This window comes from Arthrobacter phoenicis, assembly GCF_047238215.1.
Lineage (GTDB): Bacteria > Actinomycetota > Actinomycetes > Actinomycetales > Micrococcaceae > Arthrobacter.
Window position 1 is genome coordinate 1,194,098 of record NZ_JBDFMK010000001.1, and the last position, 23,487, is coordinate 1,217,584.

The 23,487-nt window shown below is 69.9% G+C and carries 20 protein-coding genes; 12 read left to right on the forward strand and 8 right to left on the reverse strand.

Going from position 1 to position 23,487, the window contains the following annotated elements:
* Positions 1-68: 68 nt before the first annotated feature.
* The 3 genes from ABC337_RS05465 to ABC337_RS05475 all read left to right on the forward strand — a co-directional run bounded on the left by ABC337_RS05465 (position 69) and on the right by ABC337_RS05475 (position 3,617).
* Complete coding sequence (locus ABC337_RS05465; protein WP_412884837.1) at positions 69-1,418, forward strand: ABC transporter substrate-binding protein; 1,350 nt, start codon at positions 69-71, stop codon at positions 1,416-1,418.
* A 136-nt stretch (positions 1,419-1,554) separates the two neighbouring features.
* Positions 1,555-1,980 (forward strand): low affinity iron permease family protein, encoded by a 426-nt coding sequence (locus ABC337_RS05470; protein ID WP_412884836.1) that lies wholly within the window; start codon positions 1,555-1,557, stop codon positions 1,978-1,980.
* A gap of 881 nt (positions 1,981-2,861) precedes the next feature.
* Positions 2,862-3,617 (forward strand): GAF and ANTAR domain-containing protein, encoded by a 756-nt coding sequence (locus tag ABC337_RS05475; protein ID WP_412884835.1) that lies wholly within the window; start codon positions 2,862-2,864, stop codon positions 3,615-3,617.
* Positions 3,618-3,634: 17 nt separating this feature from the next.
* On the opposite strand, the gene ABC337_RS05480 is transcribed toward ABC337_RS05475, so the two are convergent.
* Positions 3,635-4,069 carry a hypothetical protein gene (locus ABC337_RS05480; protein WP_412884834.1) on the reverse strand — a complete coding sequence of 145 codons (435 nt, stop codon included), beginning with the start codon at positions 4,067-4,069 and terminating at the stop codon, positions 3,635-3,637.
* Between the two features lie 182 nt (positions 4,070-4,251).
* Between ABC337_RS05480 and ABC337_RS05485 the strand changes: the two genes are divergently transcribed.
* The 6 genes from ABC337_RS05485 to ABC337_RS05510 all read left to right on the forward strand — a co-directional run bounded on the left by ABC337_RS05485 (position 4,252) and on the right by ABC337_RS05510 (position 12,918).
* Positions 4,252-4,572: a DUF1905 domain-containing protein gene (locus ABC337_RS05485; protein WP_412884984.1), complete on the forward strand. Its 321-nt coding sequence runs from the start codon at positions 4,252-4,254 to the stop codon at positions 4,570-4,572.
* Positions 4,573-4,662: 90 nt separating this feature from the next.
* Positions 4,663-5,283, forward strand: coding sequence for a hypothetical protein (locus tag ABC337_RS05490; RefSeq protein ID WP_412884833.1), 621 nt, complete (start codon positions 4,663-4,665; stop codon positions 5,281-5,283).
* A gap of 132 nt (positions 5,284-5,415) precedes the next feature.
* Positions 5,416-6,189, forward strand: a complete 774-nt coding sequence (locus tag ABC337_RS05495) for a YcnI family copper-binding membrane protein (RefSeq protein ID WP_412884832.1) — start codon at positions 5,416-5,418, stop codon at positions 6,187-6,189.
* A gap of 118 nt (positions 6,190-6,307) precedes the next feature.
* Entirely contained in the window at positions 6,308-6,961 is a 654-nt protein-coding gene (locus tag ABC337_RS05500) for a DUF4232 domain-containing protein (RefSeq protein WP_412884831.1), read from the forward strand.
* 55 nt (positions 6,962-7,016) lie between these two features.
* Positions 7,017-12,086: an Lhr family helicase gene (locus ABC337_RS05505; protein WP_412884830.1), complete on the forward strand. Its 5,070-nt coding sequence runs from the start codon at positions 7,017-7,019 to the stop codon at positions 12,084-12,086.
* Entirely contained in the window at positions 12,079-12,918 is an 840-nt protein-coding gene (locus ABC337_RS05510; RefSeq protein ID WP_412884829.1) for a DNA-formamidopyrimidine glycosylase family protein, read from the forward strand. The genes ABC337_RS05505 and ABC337_RS05510 overlap by 8 nt, the downstream gene beginning before the upstream one ends.
* 25 nt (positions 12,919-12,943) lie before the next feature.
* Here the strand turns inward: ABC337_RS05510 and yczE are convergent, their stop codons facing one another.
* Positions 12,944-13,711, reverse strand: coding sequence for a membrane protein YczE (yczE, locus tag ABC337_RS05515; protein WP_412884828.1), 768 nt, complete (start codon positions 13,709-13,711; stop codon positions 12,944-12,946).
* A 59-nt stretch (positions 13,712-13,770) separates the two neighbouring features.
* On the opposite strand from yczE, the gene ABC337_RS05520 reads away from it, so the two are divergent.
* Entirely contained in the window at positions 13,771-15,342 is a 1,572-nt protein-coding gene (locus ABC337_RS05520; RefSeq protein ID WP_412884827.1) for an aminotransferase-like domain-containing protein, read from the forward strand.
* Positions 15,343-15,472: 130 nt separating this feature from the next.
* On the opposite strand, the gene ABC337_RS05525 is transcribed toward ABC337_RS05520, so the two are convergent.
* From ABC337_RS05525 to ABC337_RS05540, 4 genes are all read right to left on the reverse strand, one after another.
* Positions 15,473-16,165 (reverse strand): SRPBCC family protein, encoded by a 693-nt coding sequence (locus tag ABC337_RS05525; RefSeq protein ID WP_412884826.1) that lies wholly within the window; start codon positions 16,163-16,165, stop codon positions 15,473-15,475.
* A 4-nt stretch (positions 16,166-16,169) separates the two neighbouring features.
* The gene (locus tag ABC337_RS05530; RefSeq protein WP_412884825.1) at positions 16,170-16,799 is read right to left on the reverse strand and encodes a helix-turn-helix domain-containing protein; all 630 of its coding nucleotides are present in this window, start codon (positions 16,797-16,799) and stop codon (positions 16,170-16,172) included.
* Between the two features lie 100 nt (positions 16,800-16,899).
* Entirely contained in the window at positions 16,900-17,946 is a 1,047-nt protein-coding gene (locus tag ABC337_RS05535) for an IS3 family transposase (RefSeq protein WP_412882303.1), read from the reverse strand.
* The gene (locus ABC337_RS05540) at positions 17,910-18,332 is read right to left on the reverse strand and encodes a transposase (RefSeq protein WP_412882304.1); all 423 of its coding nucleotides are present in this window, start codon (positions 18,330-18,332) and stop codon (positions 17,910-17,912) included. The genes ABC337_RS05535 and ABC337_RS05540 overlap by 37 nt, the downstream gene beginning before the upstream one ends.
* 203 nt (positions 18,333-18,535) lie before the next feature.
* Between ABC337_RS05540 and ABC337_RS05545 the strand changes: the two genes are divergently transcribed.
* Positions 18,536-19,537 (forward strand): pseudouridine synthase, encoded by a 1,002-nt coding sequence (locus tag ABC337_RS05545; protein ID WP_412884983.1) that lies wholly within the window; start codon positions 18,536-18,538, stop codon positions 19,535-19,537.
* 27 nt (positions 19,538-19,564) lie between these two features.
* Complete coding sequence (locus ABC337_RS05550; protein ID WP_412884824.1) at positions 19,565-20,230, forward strand: DedA family protein; 666 nt, start codon at positions 19,565-19,567, stop codon at positions 20,228-20,230.
* Between the two features lie 3 nt (positions 20,231-20,233).
* Here ABC337_RS05550 and ABC337_RS05555 read toward each other — a convergent pair whose 3' ends face one another.
* Together ABC337_RS05555 and ppc are read right to left on the reverse strand one after the other, a co-directional pair.
* A complete protein-coding gene (locus tag ABC337_RS05555) occupies positions 20,234-20,539 on the reverse strand; it encodes a hypothetical protein (RefSeq protein ID WP_412884823.1) in 306 nt (101 codons plus the stop codon).
* 77 nt (positions 20,540-20,616) lie between these two features.
* On the reverse strand, positions 20,617-23,454 hold the full coding sequence (gene ppc / locus ABC337_RS05560) for a phosphoenolpyruvate carboxylase (RefSeq protein WP_412884822.1): 2,838 nt from the start codon (positions 23,452-23,454) through the stop codon (positions 20,617-20,619).
* Between the last annotated feature and the right edge of the window lie 33 nt (positions 23,455-23,487).

Genomic DNA, 23,487 nt, shown 5'->3' on the forward strand with positions numbered 1-23,487 from the left:
CGAGGGTCTCGCGGCAGCGACCACCACCATCGACGATTGGGGAGGATGCAAAGATGCATTTTCGAAAGATGACGAACACCGCAGTGCTGGCCCTGGCGGTGACCGCTTTGACTGCCTGCGGCGGCGGGGGCACCAGTGCCCCGGCGGCGAGCGCGGACTTTTCCAAGGAAGCCTCGGGGACGATCACGGCATGGGCCTTCGATAACGCCGACGACGTCGGCAAGGCACGCATGGGCTACGCATCGTCCCAGCTCTCGAACGTGAAGATCACGATGGATCAGACGCCGTTCGATGCGCAGAAATTCACGACCCGCGCGGCCAGCGGTGAGGTACCCGACGTCGTCCAGATGGACCGCGCGTTCGTCGCGACCTACGCCGCCCAGGGGCTGATCAAGCCGCTGGACGGCTGCTTCAAGGCCCAAGGCATGGACCCGGCAAAGCAGTTCTACCCTGCCGTCACCCAACAGGTGACCTATCAGGACAAGGTCTGGGCAGTGCCGCAGTTCTATCAGCCGGCAGCCATCATCCTGAACCAGAAGGTTCTCCAGGGCGCCGGCGTGGCGGCTGCGGACATTGACACCTCAGACAAGACGAAGCTGCTGGACGCCGTCGGAAAAGCGTCGAAGACCGACGGCGGTAACCCCTCAACGCTCGGCTTCGACCCGGTGGCCGCCGGGCAGGCCGAACTGTGGATCCTCGGCCAGGGCGGACGGCTGGTGGACGACAAGGGAGCCCCCATCCTGGACGACCCGGCCAACGCAGCCGCGATCAGTTTCCTGAAACAGATCTATGACGCGCAGGGCGGCTATGCCAAGGCCAAGAGCTTCTCCGATTCCTTCGACACGTTCGGTAAGCAGAACCAGTTCGTCAAGAACCAGGTGGGTGCCCAGGTCGACGCCCAGTGGTACGTCAACGTCCTGGCCCCCTACTCGCAGTCCCTGAACTTGTCCGCCGTTCCTTTCAAGGACAAGGACGGCAAGCCGTTCACCGTGGCAGGGGGAACGTCCTTCGTCATCCCCGCGAACGCTAAGAATCCCAACGCCGCCTGCGCGTGGATGACCTCACTGGTCACCGACGACGCATGGAAGGCCGCCGGGGAGGCACGGGCACAGAAGATCGCATCAACGCCGGGCGGTATCAACACCGGGCTGTTCACCGGTTCCCCGTCGGCCGACAAGTTGATCAGGGACACCTTCGTCAAGCCAAGCGGCAATGCCGGCTTCGACGAAACAATCAAGACGTACTACGACGTCCTCCCGGCCGGGAAGACCCTGGGTGCCTCCCCCGCGGGGCAAACCATCAAAACGGAACTGAACAACGCCATCGCCTCGGCCCTGCTGGGGACCAAGGATCCGGGCAAGGCGCTTGCCGACGCCCAGGCCGCCGCCAAGCGCGCCTACGACCAGTCAGGTTCCTAGGCTGCCGTCATTCCGCGCTGCGGTCAGGCACGGACTGCGGCGCGGAATGACCGGTTGGTGCCACACTGAAGGTAACCGGAAAACCGGCCGTCCAACTCCTGCCGGGCCGGCACTCCGCAAGGGAAAGCGTGACGGTATGGTTCAGCAGGCGGGGCGGGAACGCCCGGATATCTTTACACGGTTTACGACCCGGACGGCGGCAGTCCTCGGCCACGCCTGGGTTTTCGTCGGTGCGGTGGTCGTCCTGATCATCTGGGCCTGCACCGGCCCTCTCCTCGGTTTCTCCGACACCTGGCAGCTGGTGATCAATACCGGCACGACGATTGTCACGTTCCTCATGGTCTTCATCATTCAGAACACCCAGAACCGCGACACGGCGGCCCTGCACGTGAAGCTTGACGCCCTGATGCTCGAGCTCCAGGTCGGCAATGCCAAGCTCTACGACGCGGAGCATGAAGGCGAGAAGGAAATTGAGGCCCAGCGGAAGCGGATCGCCGGGGCCGCCGGGCAGGCGGGCCGGGACGGAGAGTCGCGCCCGCCGGCGAGCGCGGGTCTGGCCTAGCATCCCCTTCCCCGGCGCCTCCGCAAGGTTGGATCAACTGCGCTGCGGCCCGGAGATCTGCCGCCGGGGGATATATGGCCGGGAGAACCTTCTCCCAAAAAAGTGACCTAAGTTACTTCCGCGTTCAGTACCAGGCACCGTACCCTGCTTGTGGGTCAAGACGCGGCCCTTCGTGTTCCATAGAGAGATTTGCTTCTATGACCACCGGAAAAATCGGCGTCACGGTTTCGGTTGACCTTGACGCTTCGTCGGTCACGATTCGTCCCGTCGGGGTCCTCACCCGGCATAACGTGCGGGCACTTCAAGCGGTATGTGCCAGGGCACAACGCGCCCTCCCGCAATGCGATCTGTTCCTGGACGACAGCTTCCTCGCCTATGCATGGGACGAAGCCCCGGACTTGTTGAAAGACATCGGGGTTAGGACCTCATCAGTGAGCGGACCACGGCACGCCCCTCAGGTGGCAGGCCGGCGAACGCAGGCGCAGGCGGCGTGAGCGGCCACCCCGGGCCGCCGGCACGGATGTTCTTTAGGCATCCAAGCTGGTCCGATGTGCCTTCATCCGATCTCAGGGCACTGGCCGCGCGGCGCTGAACGGCGGTGGCAGCGAAGCACCCTCCCTGTGGCTGGACCTTCTCGACCACATCGACAAGGAACTGGGCCGGCGCGCTCCCCGACCGGAAGGACGGAGCCCCTCGCCGCGATCCTGCGCCGTCGGCGCGACCTCCGGATAGGGCCGCTTCATTGGGGGGCGGCCCTATCCCGGAGACCTTCGAGCCGGCGCTAAGCAGATCACAGGACAGACTGTTCACAACGGCCGCAGGGAACCATCGGCCTGCCGGCTGCCCCTAGCGCCGGCCGGGGATCGGCGTAACTATGAGACATGACCTCCGTTAAAGATCCCGAGCCGGGCACCGGCAGCACCGAGCCCATAGCGCTGGATCTGCAGGACCTGCTGCTGGAAACCCAGGATGTGGCCGATTTCCTCGACGAACTCGCTTGTTACGCGGCGGCTACCCTCTCCTCCCAGAAGGGCGAGGTCTTTTGCGGTATCACCCTGCTACGCCACGGCGAGGCGGGGACTGTGGCCAGCAGCGGTGAGAAGGCCCTGATGCTGGATGAGCTTCAATACCAGCTGGACGAGGGCCCCTGCCTGATGGCCAGCAGGAGACAGTTGGTGGTTCACATACCGGACCTCGCCAGCGACACCACGTTCCCCGACTACAACTACATGGCGATGGCCCACGGCGTCCGCTCCGTACTCGCCGTACCGTTTTATCTCCCGGACAACTCGGCGCGCGCGGGCCTCAACCTGTATTCCGAGACCGCCCACGCTCTGGACGGCGGAGCGGTGGAGCGGGCCCGCACCTTTGTCGCCCAGGCCGCAAAGGGCCTCCGACTCGCACTTCTCCTGAGCGAACACAGCAGAGCCGCCGAGAACCTGAAGCTGGCGATGACGTCCCGGACGATCATCGATATGGCGGTGGGCATCGTTATCGCTCAAAACCGCTGCACCCAGGAGGAAGCCTTTGCCATCATCAAGTCAGCCTCGAACCACCGAAACATCAAGCTTCGGGACGTAGCCGCCTCCATTGTCGAGTCGGCAGGGGGCGGCAAGATCACGACCCATTTCGCCTAAGCCGTGCCGCACCCTCCTCAGCGCAATTGCAGGTCCAGAAGCTCGATCGATGTAAGACCCGTCTCCAGCATCAGCGCCTTCGCCTCGACGCCGGCCTCTGTGGCGCTTCGAACGGCGGCGGCCAGGGAGGCCTCCGCAGCGTCGATTTCCCACTGCAGGCTCTCCAGCCGGGCCCCCGCTGCGCGAACCGCGGCCAAAGGGTCGGATGAGGAATCTGCCGGCCGGCGGAACCCGCAGGTGCAAACCCACTCGCCCTCGCCGGTGTGGAACTGTGCCCATGGGAGCAACGTCGTCGGGCTCGGCGTGGACGTCATCTTCGCACCGCAGTGCATGGGCGTCCCGTCCGCATCGAAGGGAGCCGCCGCGGGCTGATTCGAAGGGACGGCCGGGCGCGCCGGCTCGTGGAACCTCCGCAGCGACTCCGCGTGCACTCCGGCCGCGGGTCCTGCCATTCTCCGGTTGGCTACTGCCGTCATTCGAATCACCCCTTTAGTAAGCTTGCTTGCAATTTTAACTAGTCTATCTAGCTTTATTGGATTGTCCAGCGCGGATCCGGCGGCTCGGGAGACGCGGAGAGCCCGCGGGGAACCATTGCCAACAGCAGCCCTGGCCACTACCGTGCTGAGCCGTGGACATGACCTTTCGGGCGGAGCTTTTCGAGTGGCGCGGGCCGGCGCCCTTCTATTGGCTGGCCCTCCCGCCGGATGCGTCCGAGGAGATCCATGCCGAGGCCGCCGAGGCAAGCTACGGCTGGGGTGCCATCCCCGTGGCCGTCAGCATCGGCGGCACGGAGTGGGAGACCTCGCTCCTGCCCCGTGACGGCGGCTACGTGCTGCCCGTGCGCAAGCACGTCCGGCTCGGCGAACGGCTCGAAGTAGGCGACGACGTCGAGGTGTCCCTGTCCGTGGCGCCGCGCAACGGCCGGGCGGCGAACGGCACCGGTCCCACTATGTGACGGGCCTCCCCGTCGCGGCACCGCAGCCAGTTCGACAAACGGTAGAATTGGCCCGTCCGCAGCCCGCCAGATGCCGTCAGGGAGGTCACCGTGCGCCACACCCGTGCCCGGGCGCCCTCCCACGCGCTCCGCGCGGCCCTGGTGGCCGCCACCATGGTGGGACTGGCCGCCGCGGCGCACGTGATCGCCGGCGGAGACCTTCCCATCCCGGGGATCTTCGGCGCCGTCCTGGCCCTGACCGGCCTTGCGGCCACCGCCGCCACCCGGCTCAAGCTGAACGCCGCCGCCATGACCGGGCTGCTGGGAACCGGTCAGGTGGTGCTGCACGAGGCGTTTTCCGCCCTCAGCGGCCCCGCCGCAGCGGCCGACGGCGGCGCTCCCGTCCCGTCGCACCACCAGGTCCCGACGCTGCTCCCGCACCCCGCGGGCACGCTCGAACACCACGATCTGGACTCCGGCCTGGCGATGTGGATGATCGCCGGCCACGCCCTGGCCACACTCGTCTGCGCGCTGCTGCTGGCCCGGGGCGAGGCCGCCCTCTGGTCGCTGGCCGCCTGGCTGCGTCCGCTGATCCGGCTGCCCGAAGCCCTTCCCGCGCCCCGCGCCGCGGTCCCCGTCCTGCCGTTCCGGGACGAGCCCGCACTGCCGCTGCCGTGGCGCAACCTCCGGCGGGACTGCCGCCGCGGGCCGCCGAGCGCCGTCGTCGTCTAACCCACCCTTCTTCGGCCGCGGCCGAATCTGCCGGTCCGCCCCGGATTAACCGGGGCCTCTGCGCAGTGCCCGCGCCGCGCCACCCCGCTTCCGCGCGCCCTGATGCGCGCACGCCCGAAAGGCACCACAACGATGATGACCCGCACCAGTTCCATCCCTTCCGCCCTGCGCCGCACTTTCACCGCCGCCGCCGCCGTGGCGGGCGGCACCGCCGCGCTGCTGCTGACCGGGGTGAGCGCCGCCTCCGCCCACGTCGAGGCCACCCCGGACAACACCGCCGCCAACTCCTACTCGCTGCTGACGTTCGCCATCCCGCACGGCTGCGACCAGGCCGGCACCACCAAGATGACCATCACGCTGCCCCAGGAACTCAACGACGCGCAGCCCACGGTCAACCCCAACTGGACCGCGTCCAAGGTCACCGAGGAACTCGCCCAACCCAAAAAGCTGGCGGACGGCTCCTCCATCACCAAGCGGACCAGCCAGATCGTCTACACGGCCAAGGCGCCGTTGAGCCACGAGCTGCGCGACACCTTGGTGCTGTCTGTGAAATTGCCGGACATGGCCGGGAAGACCCTGTACTTCCCCACCCTGCAGAGCTGCGAGACGGGCCAGACCGACTGGTCTCAGATCCCGCAGGCCGGCCAGGACGAGGAGTCCCTGAAGACCCCCGCTCCGTCCGTGACCATCACCCCGGCGAAGGCAGACGACGGGCACGGCGGCCATGGCGCAGCGGCCTCCGGGGACGGCATGGCACAGACGGCGGAGACGACGTCGGCGGACACCCACGGCAACGACGACGGCGGAGCGCAGGCCCGTAGCTGGGCCGGCCTCGCCGCCGGGATCGGCGGCCTGGTGCTGGGCGGGGTGGCGCTGCTGCGCGGCCGGCGTCCCGCCGCCAAGTAGCACCCGCCCCGTGATCTGACCCCCGGTTGATGCCCGGAAATCACAATCCGGGCATCAATCGGGTTTCCGCGTCGTGGCACCGTTGACGAGGGGAACCACGGCGCATAACAGTGGTCCCATGAGGCCTCAGCAGATGAATCGCAAAGCAGCAATCACTTCAGTAACGGCAGCCGCTGCGGCGGTCCTACTGCTGAGCGGGTGCGGCCAGGCCCAGACTCAAAGCGCCAGCGCATCGCCCTCGTCCGCTCAGTCCACGACGGCGGCACCGGCCACCTCCTCGGCGGCGCCCAGCGCTTCGGCGTCGTCCGCGCCCGCATCCTCGTCCCCGGCAGCTTCCGGCGCCGCGGCGGGCCCCGCACTCTGCAAGGCCGCGAACCTCAAGGGCACCCTCGACTCCACCGGCGGCGGGGCCGCCGGCAGCGTCTACAGCAAGCTCATCCTCACCAACACCGGCACTGAACCGTGCGTCCTCAAGGGCTTCGCCGGTGTCTCCCTCACCGCCGGCGCCGACGGCGACCCCATCGGCGCCGCAGCCACCCGCGACGATTCCACCCCGGCCACGGACGTGCTCCTCGCCCCGGGCCAGGCCGGCAGCGCCACCCTCCGCTACACCCAGGCCGGCAACTACCCCGACTGCACCCGCACCCCGGCCGCCGGTTTCCGCGTCTACCCGCCCGAGGACACGGCTTCCCTGTTCCTCGCCGCACCCAAGGACGCCTGCAGCAACGCCGGCATCAACCTGCTGACCATCGGCGCCTTCACCGCGATGTAACCGGGCGGTCCGGCCCCCGCCAAAGACTGTCGGTGCCGTAAGGCATGATGGAGGAATGAAGGGGCAGGAGCTCGCGACCACGCTCGCGGCCGACGCGATGGACCGGTTCAGCCGGCCGACCCGGGAGTGGTTCCTGGGGGCCTTTTCCGCGCCCACCCCGGCGCAGAACGGCGCCTGGAACGCCATCTCCTCCGGCTCGCACGCCCTGGTGGTGGCCCCCACCGGGTCGGGCAAGACCCTGGCCGCCTTCCTCTGGGCGCTGGACCGGCTGCTCGTCTCCGCTCCGGCGGGCCCTGACCCGGCCGCCGAGGCCGCTGCCGCTGCCGAGCCTGCGAAGAAGGGCCGCCGCAAGACCCCCAAACGCAAGACCCGCGTCCTCTACATCTCCCCGCTCAAGGCCCTGGGCGTCGACGTCGAACGGAACCTCCGCGCCCCGCTGATCGGCATCACCCAGACGGCCAAGCGCCTCGGCCTGCCCGCGCCGCTGACCACCGTGGGCGTCCGCTCCGGCGACACCCCCGCCGCGGACCGGCGGGCGCTGCTCAGCACCCCGCCGGACATCCTGATCACCACCCCGGAATCGCTCTTCCTGATGCTGACGTCCAAGGCGCGCGAGACCCTGGACGAGGTGGACACCATCATCGTCGACGAGGTGCACGCCGTCGCCGGGACCAAGCGCGGAGCCCACCTGGCCGTCTCGCTGGAGCGGCTGGATGCCCTGCTGCCCAAGCCGGCGCAACGGATCGGCCTCTCCGCCACCGTGGAGCCGAAGGAGCTGGTGGCCCAGTTCCTCGCCGGATCAGCGCCGGTGGAAATCGTGGCGCCGCCCTCGAAGAAGACCTGGGACCTGACCGTCTCCGTCCCGGTGGAGGACATGTCGGACCTGCAGGGCGCGGCCGGGGCGTTTGACTCCGGTCCGGCGTCCGGGCTGCAGCCGCACGCCTCGATCTGGCCCCATGTGGAGGAAAAGATCGTGGACCTGGTGCTGGCCAACCAGTCCACCATCGTCTTCGCCAACTCCCGCCGGCTCGCCGAACGCCTCACGGCCCGGCTGAACGAGATCTACGTCGAGCGGCAGCTGATGGCCGAGGGCGGCGGCTGGGACGACGGCGGCTCTGGCACCGACTCTCCCGGCGCCGCTGCCGCTGCCGGCGGCGGCCGGGGCACCCCGGCGTCGTCCGGCCCCGGCAACACCCCCGCTCACATGATGGCTCAGGCCGGCAGCACGGCCGGGGTGGATCCGGTGCTGGCCCGCGCCCACCACGGCTCCGTGTCCAAGGACCAGCGGGCCATGATCGAGGACGACCTGAAGTCCGGCCGGCTGCGCTGCGTGGTGGCCACCTCCTCACTGGAACTGGGCATCGACATGGGCGCCGTGGACCTTGTGGTCCAGGTGGAATCCCCGCCGTCGGTGGCCAGCGGCCTGCAGCGCGTAGGCCGTGCCGGGCACCAGGTGGGCGAGATCTCCCAGGGCGTCCTCTTCCCCAAGCACCGCGCGGACTTAGTGCACACCGCCATCACGGTCGAACGCATGCTGGACGGCAAAATCGAACGGCTCTACGTGCCGGCCAACCCGCTGGACATCCTGGCCCAGCAGACGGTCGCGGCCACCGCCCTGGGCGCGATCGACGTGGAGGAATGGTTCGCCACCGTGCGCCGGTCCGCGCCATTCGCGTCCCTCCCCCGCTCGGCGTACGAGGCGACCCTGGACCTGTTGGCCGGGCGCTACCCCTCGGACGAGTTCGCGGAACTCCGGCCCCGGATCGTCTGGGACCGCAACAACGGCACCATCGAGGGCCGTCCCGGAGCTCAGCGGCTGGCCGTCACCTCCGGCGGCACCATCCCGGACCGCGGCATGTTCGGCGTGTACATCATCGGTACCGAGGTGGAAGGCACAGGGTCCTCCGGCGAGGGCGGCTCCGGTGCCAAGTCCACCGCCAAGGGTGGCCGCCGGGTGGGTGAGCTGGACGAGGAGATGGTCTACGAATCCCGCGTCGGCGACGTCTTCGCCCTCGGCGCCACCAGCTGGAAAATCGAGGACATCACCCACGACCGGGTCCTGGTCTCCCCCGCGTTCGGCCAGCCCGGCAAACTGCCGTTCTGGCGCGGCGACTCGCTCGGCCGGCCGGTGGACCTGGGCCGCGCCCTGGGCGCGTTCATCCGCGAACTTTCCGCGTCCGACGTCGGGCCCGCCACCGAACGCTGCAAGGCCAGCGGCCTGGACGACTTCGCCGCGAACAACCTAATCCAGTACCTGGCCGAGCAAAAGGCCGCCACCGAGGTGGTCCCCAGCGACACCACGCTGGTGGTGGAACGGTTCCACGACGAACTCGGCGACTGGCGGGTGGTGCTGCACAGCCCGTTCGGCATGCCCGTGCACGCGCCCTGGGCCCTGGCCGTGGGGCAGCGGCTGCACCAGCGTTACGGCATGGACGGCTCCGCGATGGCCGCCGACGACGGCATCGTGCTGCGCGTGCCGATGATGGACGACGAGCCGCCCGGCGCGGACCTGTTCCTCTTCGACCCGGAGGAACTGGAGCAGATCGTTACGGCGGAGGTGGGCGGCAGCGCCCTGTTCGCCTCCCGGTTCCGCGAGTGTGCGGCCCGTGCCCTGCTGCTGCCCCGGCAGACGCCAGGGAAGCGGCAGCCGCTCTGGCAGCAGCGGCAGCGTTCGGCCCAGCTCCTGGACGTGGCCCGCAAGTACGCGACCTTCCCGATCGTGCTGGAAACGGTCCGTGAGTGCCTGCAGGACGTTTACGACCTGCCCGCGCTCAAGGACATCGCCACCGCGATCGAACGGCGTGAGCTCCGGATCTTGCAGACCACCACCCAGCAGCCCTCGCCGTTCGCGAAGTCCCTGTTGTTCGGCTACGTCGCCCAGTTCCTCTACGAGGGCGATTCGCCGCTGGCCGAGCGACGTGCCGCCGCCCTGGCCCTCGATTCGACCCTGCTCAACGAGCTGCTGGGCCGGGTGGAGCTGCGGGAACTGCTCGACGCCAAGGTCATCGACGAAACCGAACGCGAACTGCAGCGCCTGGCGCCCGGCCGACAGATGCGCGGCGTGGAGGGCGTGGCCGACCTGCTCCGGCTGCTCGGCCCGCTCACGCCCGAGGAGGTGGCCGCCCGGCTGGAGACCGCCGAGACCGCCGAAGCTTCTGCCGAGGTTTCTGCGGCGCCTGCTCCTGCGGACGACGGCGGGGCCGCGTCCGACGACGGCGGGGCCGCTGCCGGTGAGGCTCCGGCGCCCGCGGTGGCCGCGAGCGCGACGCCCGCCGAGGCTACGACGCACCTGGCCGCGCTGCAGCGGGCCAACCGCGCCATCAAGGTCAACATCGGCGGGACGGAAAAGTTCGCCGCCGTCGAGGACGCCGCCCGGCTCCGGGACGCCCTCGGGGTGCCGCTGCCCATGGGCGTGCCGCTGGCCTTCATCGAACCCGTCGCGGACCCGCTGGGCGACCTGGTCTCCCGTTACGCCCGCACCCACGGACCCTTCACCGCGGCGGAGGCCGCGGCCCGGCTGGGGCTTGGCGTCGCCGTCGTCGGCACCGCGCTGAAGCGGCTGGGAGCCGACGGCCGTGTGGTCGAGGGCGAGTTCCGTCCGCACGTCACCGCACCCGACGCCCCGCCGGCCGGCTCCTCCGACGACGCCGGCCAGACGGCGGAGACGGTGTCCCTGGCGGGAACCAGTGAATGGTGCGACGCCGAGGTGCTGCGGAAACTGCGGCGGCGGTCGCTCGCCGCGCTGCGCGCCGAGGTGGAGCCCGTGGACCCGTCCGCCTACGGCCGGTTCCTCCCCGCGTGGCAGAACGTCCGCGTCCCCGGCAGCCGCGGGCAGTCGGCGCTGCGCGGCCTGGACGGCATCATCACCGCCATCGACCAGCTCTCCGGCGTGCCGATACCGGCCTCGGCCTGGGAACCCCTGGTCCTGGCCAGCCGGGTCTCGAACTACCAGCCCGCCATGCTGGACGAGCTCATGGCCGCGGGCGAGGTGCTCTGGTCCGGCGCCGGATCGCTGCCCGGCAACGACGGCTGGGTCAGCCTGCACCTGGCGGACTCCGCCGACCTGACCCTCAACCCGGCACCCGACTTTGAACCAGGGGACGCCCAGCAGCGGCTGCTCGACCACCTGCGGACCAACGGCGGCGGCTACTTCTTCCGGCAGCTGACCGAGATCGCCGGCGGGATGGACAGTGTCCTTAGCGACAAGGACGTGGTCTCGGCCCTCTGGGATCTGGCCTGGGCGGGCCGGATCACGGGCGACACCTTCGCGCCGGTCCGGGCCCTGATCGCTGGCGGCCATACCGCGCACCGGCAGGTCAGCCGCGCGCCCCGGGCCCGCGCCCCGCGGCTCAATCGGCTGGGCCGCTCGCACGGCTCCGGGCTGCTCGGCTCCCCGGGCCTGACGGGCGGCAGGTACGGGTCCGCGTCGGCGGCGACCCCGACGCCGCCGTTGGCAGCCGGCCGATGGTCGGCGCTGCCGGAACCCGAGCTGGACGCCACGATCCACGCCCGCGCCACCGCCGAGCTGCTGCTGGACCGCTACGGCGTGGTCACGCGCGGCTCGGTCATGGCCGAGAACATCCTGGGCGGCTTCGGCCTGATGTACAAGGTGCTGGCCCGGCTGGAGGAGGCTGGCCGCTGCCGCCGCGGCTACTTCATCGAACAGCTGGGCGCCGCGCAGTTCGCGGTCCCGGCCACGGTGGACCGGCTGCGTTCCTATGTCGAGGACGCCGAGGTGCACAAGGCCGAGCCGGTGGCCCTGGCCCTGGCGGCGACGGACCCGGCCAACCCCTACGGCGCCGCCCTGGCCTGGCCGGCGCAGGACCTCGAGGCCGGGACCGGGCACCGGCCCGGGCGGAAGGCGGGGGCGTTGGTGGTCCTGGTCGACGGTGCCCTGGTTCTCTACGTCGAACGCGGCGGGAAGACACTGCTCGCGTTCAGCGCCGATCCCGCGGTGCTGGCCGCCGCCGGGGCTGCCCTGGTGGGCGTGGTGAAGCGAGGCGCCGTCGACAAACTGATCATGGAAAAGGTCAACGGCCATGGCATCCTGGACACCCCGGTAGCGGCCGCCCTGGCGCAGGCCGGCGCCTACTCCACCCCGAAGGGACTGAGAATCCGTGCCTGAGGGAGATTCCGTTTTCCGTGCCGCCGCCCAGCTGCACGCCGCCCTGGCCGGCAAGGAACTGCTGGCCACCGACTTCAGGGTGCCCCGCTTCGCCACCCTCAAGCTCGGCGGCTGGACCGTGGAGGAGGTGGTCCCTCGCGGCAAGCACCTGCTGATGCGGGTGGCCGGGCCGCGCCCACAGGACCGGCTGACCATCCATTCACACCTGAAGATGGAGGGCACCTGGCAGGTCTACCCGCCGGGCGGACGCTGGCGGAAACCCGGGTTCACCGCCCGGTGCGTGCTCCGCACCGCCACCGCGGACGCGGTCGGATTCTCCCTCGGCGTCCTGGAGGTGGTGCCGACGGCGGAGGAAGACAGCGTCGTCGGGCACCTCGGCCCTGACCTGCTCGGCCCCGACTGGGACCTGGCGGAGGCCGAGAAGCGGCTGCTCGCGGCCCCGGAGGTGCCGATAGGCGTCGCCCTCCTGGACCAGCGCAACCTGGCGGGGATCGGCAACATCTACCGGTGCGAGGCGTGCTTCCTGTCCAAGGTGCATCCCGCCGCGCCCGTCTCCGCCGTCCCGGACCTGACGGCCATGATCATGGACGCGAAGGTCATGCTGGGCGCGAACCTCGGTCCCGGCCGGCGGGTCACCATCCTGAACGCCCGCGGCATGCCGGTGGGCCGCAGCGAAGGACGGCCACCGTACTGGGTTTACGGCCGGGAACGGCAGCCGTGCCTGAAGTGCCGGACCCCGATCCGCAGGGGCGTCCTGGCCAAGGCCACCGGGACCGAGGAGCGGGACATCTACTTCTGCCCGACCTGCCAGCCGCCTCCCGAGGGGACCTGAGCCGGGCGGACGGAGCTGAGGACGGTTAGGACGCCGGCGCAGTGGTGCCGGCGACGGCTTCCTCCGGGTCGGTCCGGGCCAGGTCTGCGGCGCCCTCGGCGGTGCCTTCGACCGCGACGGCGTGACCGGCGTCGTGCGGCGCTGCCGCCGCGTCGGCCGTTGCTTGGGACGCCGGCCCACCAGCGGCGCCATGCGTTTCGGGCGCGCCCTTCTTAGGGTCGGCGATGGTGAACCGGGGCAGCATCAGCTGCACCAGGGGTCCGATGGCCAGCGCGTAGAGCACCGTTCCGAGCCCCACCGACCCGCCCAGCAGCCAGCCACCCCCAAGGACCACCACCTCGATTCCGGTGCGGGCCCCACGGACGGGCCAGCCGGTGCGCCGTGCGAGTCCGGTCATCAGTCCGTCGCGCGCGCCGGGGCCTAGCCCGGCCCCGATGTAGAGGGCCGAGGCCAGCCCGTTCAGCAGGACGGCGGCGACCAGGAGCGCGGCCTGGCCGCCCAGGTGCGAGAACTTCGGGATGACGGCCAGGCCGATGTCGGCGAAGACCCCCACCAGCACGGCGTTGCCCAGGGTGCCGATCCCGGGCCACTGCTTCAGGGGGATCCAGAGCAGCAGCACCACGAAACTGACGATGACGACCACGGTGCCCAGGCTGAGCCCTGTCTTCCCGGCCAGGCCTTGGTGGAGCACGTCCCACGGCGCGGTGCCCAGGCTGGCGCGGATCACCATGGCGAGGGAGATGCCATAGAGAACGAGGCCAATCAGGAGCTGGGTAAGTCTGCGCGTCATCATGGACCCATCCTGTCGCAAACTGGCCTTGAATTCCATATCCAGTTTGAAATACTGGCCCTATGACAGGATCGCTGACCCCCGCATCCCTCGGCCGGTTGCTGGGAAGCTGGAACGCCGGGGCCTCCCCCGCCTACCGCGAGCTGGCCGACGTCGTCCGCCTGCTCATCCTCGACGGGCGGATCGGGCTGGACGTCGCACTGCCCAGCGAGCGGTCCCTGGCCGGGACCCTTGGCGTCAGCCGGACCACCGTGACGGCCGCGTATGCGCTGCTCCGCGAGCAGGGCTACCTCAGCGGTGGCCAGGGCAGCCGCAGCCGGAGCCGGATTCCCGCCCGGGGCGCGCACCCGCTGGAGACCGGCCGCAGGCTGAGCGGTGCGCCCGGGCTCGCCGCGCCGGAGGGGGTCCTGGACCTGGCGTACGCCTCGCTTCCGGCCAGCGGCGAGGTGGTGCACCGTGCCTTCGCCGCCGCGCTCACCGAACTGCCGGCCCTGCTGCCGGGATTTGGCTACGACGCGCTCGGCGTGGCGCCGCTGCGCGAGGCGATCGCGGACCGCTACACCGCCGCGGGGGTGCCGACGACGGCGGACCAGGTGCTGGTGACGTCCGGGGCGCAGCATGCGCTGACCATTGTGCTGCGCACCCTCGCGGGCCGGTCCGGGAAGGTGCTGGTGGAGCACCCCAGCTACCCGAATGCCCTCGACGCCATCCGCGCCGCCGGGTGCCGGGCAGTTCCGGTGGCGATGCCTGTCGCGGCCGGGGACGCAGCCGGGTCGGGAGAATCGGGCGGTCCGGGCAGTTCCGGCGGTCCGGGCACTTCAAGCGGGCACGATGCCGGGCCCGATGCCACATCAGGCAACCCGGGTTGGGATCTCGAGGCGATGGAAGCGGCGCTGCTCCAGCAGCGGCCTGCGATGGCCTATGTGGTCCCGGACTTCCACAACCCCACCGGCCGCCTGATGCCGGATGCGCAGCGGCGCCGGCTCGCCGCCGCGGCAGCAGCCTCGGGGACGGTGCTGGTGGCGGACGAGACGCTCCGGGAACTGAACCTCGACGGCCTGCCCTCCACGCCCATGGCGGCGTTCAGCCCCTCTGTGGTGACCATCGGCTCGCTCAGCAAGTCGCACTGGGCGGGCCTCCGGGTGGGCTGGATCCGCGCGGCCGAGCCGTTGATACAGCGGTTCGCCGCGGCCCGGACCGTCCTGGACCTGGGCGGCCCGGTGGTCGAGCAACTGGCCGCCGCGCACCTAGTCCGCGACCTGAACGAGCCGCTCCCGGCGCGCCTGGAGTCGCTGCGCACCAACCGGGACGTCCTGCTGGACCTGATCGCCCGGCACCTCCCCGATTGGCGGGCGGAGCGGCCAGTCGGCGGACTGTCCGTCTGGTGCCGGCTGCCGGCCCCGGTCAGCACCGGCCTCGCCGTGGTGGCGCCCGACGTCGGCCTCCGCCTGGCCGCCGGGCCGCGCTTCGGCGTCGGCGGGGCCTTCGACCAGTTCCTCCGCCTGCCGTTCACTCTGCCGCCGGAGCAACTGGAGACCGCGGTCCTCGCCCTGCGCGAGGCCAAGGACCGGCTGGACCGGTCCCCGCAACTGCGCCGGCCAGTCGCCCCCGGACCCTCAGCCGCCATCGCCTGACGCGCCCGCTCCGACAACCGCCCCCGCCCGTTTCGACATCCGCTCCCGCCCGTTTCGACGGTTCCCCGCAGATTCGACGCTCAGCAACGTCCATCCGGCAGGGAATCGTCGAAGCGATGGAAGGTGGGTCCTAGGCGTATACCTTCCCGAAGAAGTTGGCCCAGGCCCGGGCCGTTTCTTCTGAATCGCCGTGGCCGCTGAAGTCGTGCACCGTCATGCCGACCGACGCGCCGAAGGCGTTGCGCCCGAAGAACCGGTACATGGCGTCCGCGGTGCGGAGGCCGAGGAAGTTCTCGTTCACAAAGTCCACCTCGCCCGCGAGGCGCCCCACGCCGTCGAGCTCACGCTCCACGGTGTCGCCCTGGGCGGAGCCGGCGACACCGAGCGCCTCCTTGAGCCGGTCGAAACCGTCCGGGGTCTGCGACGCGGCGGGGGCCTGGATGTCCGTGAAGACGACGGGCCTGCCGTCGAAGTGCTTCAGGTACTGGCCAAGCGAGTGAAGGTAGAACGCCGTGTGCTTGCTCGCTCCGTCGTACTGCTGGTCCCAGTTGTCCGCGAAGATCCCGCTGTGGACGTAGTGCAGCCGGGCGCGGCCGCCCTCGAGCGGTTCCAGCACGTGCTCCAGCTGGTTGAACCAGCCGTCCGGGCCCTCCATGCGGGAGACCAGGTGCGAGGGGTACTCCTCCACCGTCTTCACTGCCGGCCACTGGTCCGTGGGGAACATCCAGGCCGGCGTGCCGGCGGTGACGGCCTCCCAGACGCGTTCCGGTGTGCCCGGCAGCTCGGTGTCGTAAACGATCTCGAATTCACGGTTGTCGGTCATGGTCCTAGTCCTTGGCTGTGGGGGTTGGGGATGGGGTCTTCAATGCGGGGTGGAGGGCGACGACGAGCCGGTGGGGGCGACCCGCGGGCCGGGAGGGCACCTGCTGTCCGGGACCGCCGTCGTGGTACTTGTCGACCAGCCGGGTCACGGCGTCGCCGAGTTCCTCGGCGAAGGCTGCCCGGTCCGCCGCGGAGCTGAAGGTGATGTCGCCGTCGATCGCGAAGGTGGCCAGCTCCTGCCGGGCGGCCGCGGCCCCGGCGATCAGCCGGCCCACTTCCTGGACCAGCCGGCCGGCCAGCGCCAGCAGCCAAAAGGCCGAGAACCGGTCCGAGAAGCGGCGCGGGTCCGGGGCGACGGAGGCCAAGGCGGCCGGTGAGATCAGGTACGACGACGCCGTCGCCCGAAGGATGCGCTCGGTGACGTTGCCGCGCCGCCGCTCCTCCACCAGCTCCACCAGGCCGTGCTGCTCCAGGGTCCGCAGGTGGTAATTCACCTTCTGCCGGGGCAGCCCCAGCCTGGCGGCGAGCTGCGTCGCGGAGCCCGGGTCCGCCAGCTCGCGCAGGATCCGGGTGCGGATGGGATCCAGGGTGGCCTCCGCGGCCGCCGCATCCTCGATCACCTCAATGGCTTGCATGGTTCAAGTTTCGTCACCGACAGATTTATTTGTCAAGGAATATTTTGTCGTCGGTCCGCCTCGACGGTTCCCTGCCGGAAAGACGGTCAGGCGGTATGTATCAAGCTGTTTGTGACAGCTGGGTGGTTTGTTTGTGGTTGATGCCGGCTGGGGGTGGGGCTCCGGGTGCGGTGGGTTTGCGGTGGTATCGGTGCGGGTTGCGGTTGTAGGAGGCGTCGAGGGTGGCTTGGCGTTGGCTGCGTGCCTGCTCGATCCGGCCGTGGTGGACGGTGTCGGGGGTGTAGTAGTTCAGTCCGCTGTGGCGGTGGTTGGTGTTGTAGTCGGTGAAGAACGCGGCCATGTGGTCCCGGGCGTGGTCCAGGTCCTGGAACCGGCGGGGGAAGTCGAGGTCATATTTGACGGTCTTGAACAGGGACTCCGAGTACGGGTTGTCATCGGAGACCCGGGGCCGGGAGTAGGAGAGCTCGATGCCCAGTGCCCGGGCCAGGTCCAGGGTTGTGCCGGCCCGCATCGGGGCCCCGTTATCGGCGTGCAGGACCGTGGGGCTGTGGTGGTTTCCGGTGACGGCGTCCCGGATCAGGGCGGCGGCGAGGGCGGCTGTTTCGGTGTGTTCAACCCGGTGCCCGACGACCTTGCGGGAGTAGACATCCATGATGGTGTAGAGCCGGTAGGTGTGTCTCCCGGGCCCGTGGAGCATCGTGATGTCCCAGCTCCAGAGCTGGTTCGGGGCGTCCGCGTTCAGGACAGGTTTGACCCGTTGCCGGGAGCCGGTGCCGCCGCGTTGAACCCGGCGGTCCCCGTTTTGCCCGTGCGCGGCCACGATCCGGTGGGCTGAGGCGATCGAGAAGGAACAGCGCCCGGAATCGAGCATCCGGTAGTAGGCCTGGGTGACCGAGAGGTTCCCGTAGTCCTCGGAGTTGAGCCGTTCCATGAATTCCTTAGCCTCAGCCGTGCTGATCCGGTTCGGGTAGGCCCGGCCCTTATGCGGGAGGGTGACTCCGGCGGGAGGAGCGGGGTTCAGATGCCGGTACCAGGTGGTGCGGTGAAGACCGAGCAGGGCGCAGGTCCTCACCGCTGACCAGCCGGCCGAGACCAGGTGCCCGGCAAAGGTCAGGGCGATTCCTTTCCAGACTTTGGGATCAACCATTCGGGCCGGCCCGGGTCCGGGTCCGGAAGGTGCGGGTCCGTTGCCGCCGCGCTCCTGGCCATCGCGTCCAAGAGCGCGGAAGCTTTTCCCAGAATGTCCACCGCGGCCTCGGACCGGGCCAGTTTGGCTTTAAGGATCTCGTTCTCTCTCAAGACCCGTTTGAGCTGTTGCTTATCTCCGGCATTCAAGCGCTGGTCCTCACTTCCTGGCGCGGCATTGGACCTCAACTCCCCGGCCTCACGCTGCCGGACCCAGAGCCGAAGAGTTCCATCGGTGATGCCGACCGCCCTGCTGAACGCGGTCCTGGAACCGCGTTCAAGGCACTTGTCGTACTCCTCGAGAATCGCGTGTTTCTGCGCGAGAGTGAAGTGGCTCCGGTTAGACACACGCGAAGGGATCACAAAATCCATTACGGACCTTTCCCCGCCCCGAACGCCCGACCGTGAACGACAGGAAACCTGTCACACAACAGCCTGACACACAGGGCAGGAACGTCGAGCCGGCGGGGAACCGTCGAATTGGCTGAACCGGCAGGGAGGCGGACGACGCCGGAGGCCCGCGGAACCCCGCCGCGTAGAATGGACCGGTGATGCAATCCCCCCTCCCCGTGCGCGACGGCGTGAATGCGACCCGCCTGCGGCTGCCGGAGGAGGGCCCGTGGGAGACCGCGATGGACTACATGATGCACCGCTGGGGCCACATCGACCCGCAAGGCATCGCGGACCGGTTCGACGCCGGCGAGATCGTCGGCGAGGGCGGGATCCCGCTGGACCGCACAACCCCGCTGCGGCACCACACGTTCATTTGGTACTACCGCACCCTGCCACCGGAAACCCGGATGCCGGTGGAGCTGAACATCCTGCACCAGGACGAGCACCTGCTGGTGGTCGACAAGCCGCACTTCCTGCCCACCACCCCCGGCGGGACCTACATCCAGGAGTCAGCCCTGGTCCGGCTGCGGAACCAACTGCAGCTGCCGGACCTGATCCCGATGCACCGGCTGGACCGGATGACCGCCGGAATCCTGCTGCTCTCGACCAACCCGGAGACCCGCGGGAAGTACCAGGTCCTGTTCGAGAAGCGCCAGGTCCAGAAGGAATACGAGTGCGTCTCCGCCGCGGAGCCCGCCCCCGGCCACCCCGCCGTCGACTTCCCCGTGGTGGTGCGCAACCGGATGACCAAGTCGCGCAGCTACCTGCTGGCCGAGGTGATCGAGGGTGAGCCGAACACGGAGACCCGGATCGAGCGGCTCCGTACCTTCGCGGCGGCGCATGACGACGGCGGCCCCAACGACGGCACCCCCAACCGCACCGACGACGGCGGCGCACGCCGGGACGCCAGCCCCCGCCGCGCCCTGTACCGCTTAGAGCCGCACTCGGGCAAGACCCACCAGCTGCGGGTGCACATGGCCTCCCTTGGACTCGGGATCGTCAACGACGCGTTCTACCCGGACCTGCTGGACAAGACCCCGGACGACTACTCCAAGCCGCTGCAGCTGCTGGCCCGCGGCATCCGCTTCGTGGACCCGGTCTCCGGAAAGCCCGTCGAATACCGCAGCCGGCTGACTCTCTCCGAGGCCCGCGCCGACTAACCGCCCCGGATGCGGTAACTTGTGGCCATGGACCTGGCCAATGCTGATACCTGGGGTTCGGCGATCTACTTCTGGATCGTCCCCGTGGTGGTCGGCGACGCCATCTTCCCTCCGGTCCCGTCCGAGATGCTGATCATCACCGGCGGTGCCCTCTGCGCCGACGGCCGCGCCAACGTCTTCCTGATCATCCTGCTGGCCGCCGTCGCCTCCTGGCTGGGCGACCTGCTGGTCTTCCAACTCTTCAAACGCCGGCTCAGCCACGTCCTGGACCGCTGGAGCTGGGGCCGGAAGTTCCACAGCGGCATCCACCAGGCGATCGCCAAGGCGGGTCGCTCGTCCACCTACGGCGGCATCATCGGCATCCGCTTCATCCCCGGCGGCCGGCTGGCGACGACGGCCGCGGCCGGGATCGCGAACGTCTCCACCCGCGGGTTCAGTTTCTGCGCGGCCCTGGGCGGAACGCTGTGGGCGGTCTGGTCGGTGGGCCTTGGCTACGCCACCGGCTCGGCCACGAAGCTGCCGTTCTGGGCGAGCTCCCTGATCGGCGTCGCGCTGGGCCTGGTAATCGGCGCCGTCGTCGGGCTGGTGGTCACGCGCCGCCGCGGCAGCCGCTCCCCCGTGGTGGAACGCGGCGCCGGCCCGGGCAACAACGGGGACGCGGAGACGGACCCCGACGTCGAGCTGGACTTCTAGAGCCTAAACCGGCGCCCAGCGGCCGCGGTTGCGCCGCAGCACCGTGAGGTTCCCCGTGAGCGCCACGCGTTCGACGGCGTCGCGCATCATGGCGGCCGCCTCCAGCGCCTGGCTGTTCTCCGCCGCGTAGGCGGGGGCCTCCACCAGGAACCGCAGGTTCAGCTGCGGGACACCGCCTGCCAGCTCCAGCTGGTGGGCCTCCACGTGGTGGCGCGTGCCCAGGGCTTCCACCGCCGCATCCATCACGGCCTCCGGCGGGTTACCCGGCCGAAGGCCGGTGATCTTCAGTCTGGTCTGGAACGAGGGCATGCTCCCAGCCTATCGGCCGGCCTGACGCTCCCTCGGACCCGACAGTTCCCCGGTAGCACCCGCTCACCCGGCGCGCTTTATCCCGTGTTGCGCAGGCCCGCGGCGACGCCGTTGACGGTGATCAGCATGGCCCGTTGCAGCCGCTCGTCGATCTCCCCGCCGGTCATCTCGGCGTCGGAGGACCCGGACCCCGCGGCCCGGATGCGGCGCAGTAGCTCCACCTGCAGGTAGCTGATCGGGTCCAGGTACTGGTCCCTGATCTCCAGAGAGCGCTTGAGCCCGGGCTGGGCGTCCAGCAGCAGGTTCTCCCCCGTGAGGGCCCTGACCTCGGCCACGGTGAGGTCGAACTCGGCCCGGATGGAGTGGAAGATCCGGTGCAGTTCCTCCGGGACCAGGGTGGAGACGTAGTAGCCGGCGATGTCCATGTCCGTCTTGGCCAGCGTCATTTCCACGTTGGAGAGCACGGAACGGAAGAAGTGCCAGTGTTCCATCATCACGGCCAGCTGCTCGGTGTGGCCGGCTTCGCGGGCGGCCTTCAGTCCGGAGCCGACGCCGAACCAGCCGGGCACGATCTGCCGCGACTGGGTCCAGCCGAACACCCACGGGATGGCCCGCAGCCCCTCCAGCCCGGCGCCGGAATCGGGGCGCTTGGACGGCCGCGAGCCGATGTTCAGCGAACCGAGCTGCTCCACCGGGGTGGAGGCCACGAAGTAGGCCGGCAGGTCCGGGTCGTCGATCAGGCTGCGGTAGCGGGCGAACGCGGCGTCGGAGACGGTGTCCATGACGTGGCCGTAGCGATCGCGCTGGTCCTTGGTGGTGCGCGGCGCCCGGTGCAGCGCGGATCCCTGCAGCACGGCGGCCAGGGAGAGTTCGAGGTTCTCCCGGGCCAGCTCGGGCAGCGAGTACTTGTCCGCAATGACCTCGCCCTGCTCGGTGAACTTGATCTCGCCGTCGAGCACGCCGTTAGGCTGCGCCAGGATCGCGTCGTAGGTGGGTCCGCCGCCGCGGCCCACGGACCCGCCGCGGCCGTGGAAGAGCCGCACCCGGACGCCGTGCTTGGCGGCGACGTCGCGCAGTTTGCTCTGGGTCTTGTGGATTTCCCACTGGCTGGTGATGACGCCGGATTCCTTGTTGGAGTCCGAGTAGCCGAGCATGATTTCCTGCACGTCGCCGCGGAGCCGGACCAGTTCCCGGTAGGAGGAGTTGGAGAGCAGCGCGTCGACGATCTCGGCGGAGGCGCGGAGCTCCTCGACGGTTTCCAGCAGCGGCGCGAAGCCCAGCTTGGCGTAGGGCGCCTCGCCGAACAGGCTCACCAGGCCGGCCTCGCGGGCGAGGACGGCCGCGGCGAGGACGTCGTCGGCGCCGCGGGTCATGGAGATGATGTAGGTTTCGACGACGTCGGGGCCGAAGGTGCGCAGCCCGCGCCGGATTTCGCGGAAGACGTCGTAGGTGCCGTCCGCGGCGCCGTCGAGCTTGATCGGGTGGCCGGAGAGCGGCCGGCGGGAGGCCAGCTCTGCGCCGAGCACTTCGAGCCGCTGGGCCCGGCTCAGCTCGGCGTAGCGCACGCCCGGTCCGCCCAGCCGGTCCATCAGCTGGCCGACGGCGTCGTGGTGGTGGTCGGCGTGTTCGCGGATGTCGAGGGTGGCCAGGTGCAAGCCGAAGGAGGCCGCCGCGCGCCGGACCCGGGCCAGGGCGCCGTCGGCAGCGAGTGCGCCCTGGTGGTTGCGTAGCGAGGTGTCCAGCAGCTCCAGCTCGGCCAGCAGTTCCGCGGTGGCGGCGTAGTCACGGCCGGGTTCGTGTGTGGACCCGGCGGCCACGCGGCGGCGGGTGTTCAGCAGCTTGGCCTTGATGCAGGTGAGCTTGAGCCGGTAGGGCTCCTGGGCGTTCAGCTCCAGCACGCGCCGGTCCAGGCCGGGCAGGTTCTTGAGGTCCACGTCGATCGAGTCCAGCAGCGCCTGGTCGGCGCCGGCCAGGGCGGTGGAGTTCGAGAGCATCGAGATCAGCCCGTCGATCAGTTCGATGCAGATCCGGACGGCGTGCTGGTTCTGGATCTGCAGGATCTCGCGGGTGACGGCGGCGGTGACGTTGGGGTTGCCGTCCCGGTCGCCGCCGATCCAGGAGCCGAAGCGGACCGGCGCCGTGCCCACCGGCAGGGTCACGCCGTGCTCGGCCAGCAGGTCGGCGAAGTCGGACATCATCTCCGGCATCGCATCCGTCAGGATGCCGGTCAGGTAGTAGATCGCGTTCCGTGCCTCGTCCACCGGGGTGGGCCGGACCTGGCGGAGCTCGTCGGTCTGCCACATCTGGTCGATCACCTCGGCCAGCTGCCGGTCCTGCCGGCGGCGGGCCGCGGTGCCCTCGGCGGTGGGTTCGGCCAGGATGTCCGAGAGCCGCCGGACCTTGTCCAGCACCGAGCGGCGGGAGGCCTCGGTGGGATGGGCGGTGAAGATCGGCCGGAGGTCCAGGGCGTTGACCACGTCCTGCAGCACGCCGGTACCGGCCTTCTCGGCGATCTCGGCGATCGCCTTGGCCAGCCATCCGTCCTTTTCCTGGCGGTTCCGCAGTCCGCGGACGCGGTGGACCTGCTCGGCGGCGTTGACCAGGTGGAAGTAAAAGGCGAAGGCGCGGACCAGGTCCGTGGCCTGGTCCAGCGGCAGGGAGCCGAGGAGTTCGCGGACCTGGGCGACGACGTCGTACGAGCTCCAGGGCCCGGTGGCGTCCGCGCCGCCCCGGGCGGCTTCCTTCGATTCCTTGGTCAGCAGCCGCACCTGCTCCACGAGGTCGAGGAGTTCGGGGCCGTGCTGGCGGACCAGGGATTCGCCCAGGAGCGTGGACACCCGGCGGACATCGGCGCGCAGCTCGGCGGCGAGGTCGTCGGCCAGCTCGAGGCCGGAGGTCAGTGCAGTGTCAGCCATGGAAGCATCTTTCGAGATTCGAGGTGGCTCGTA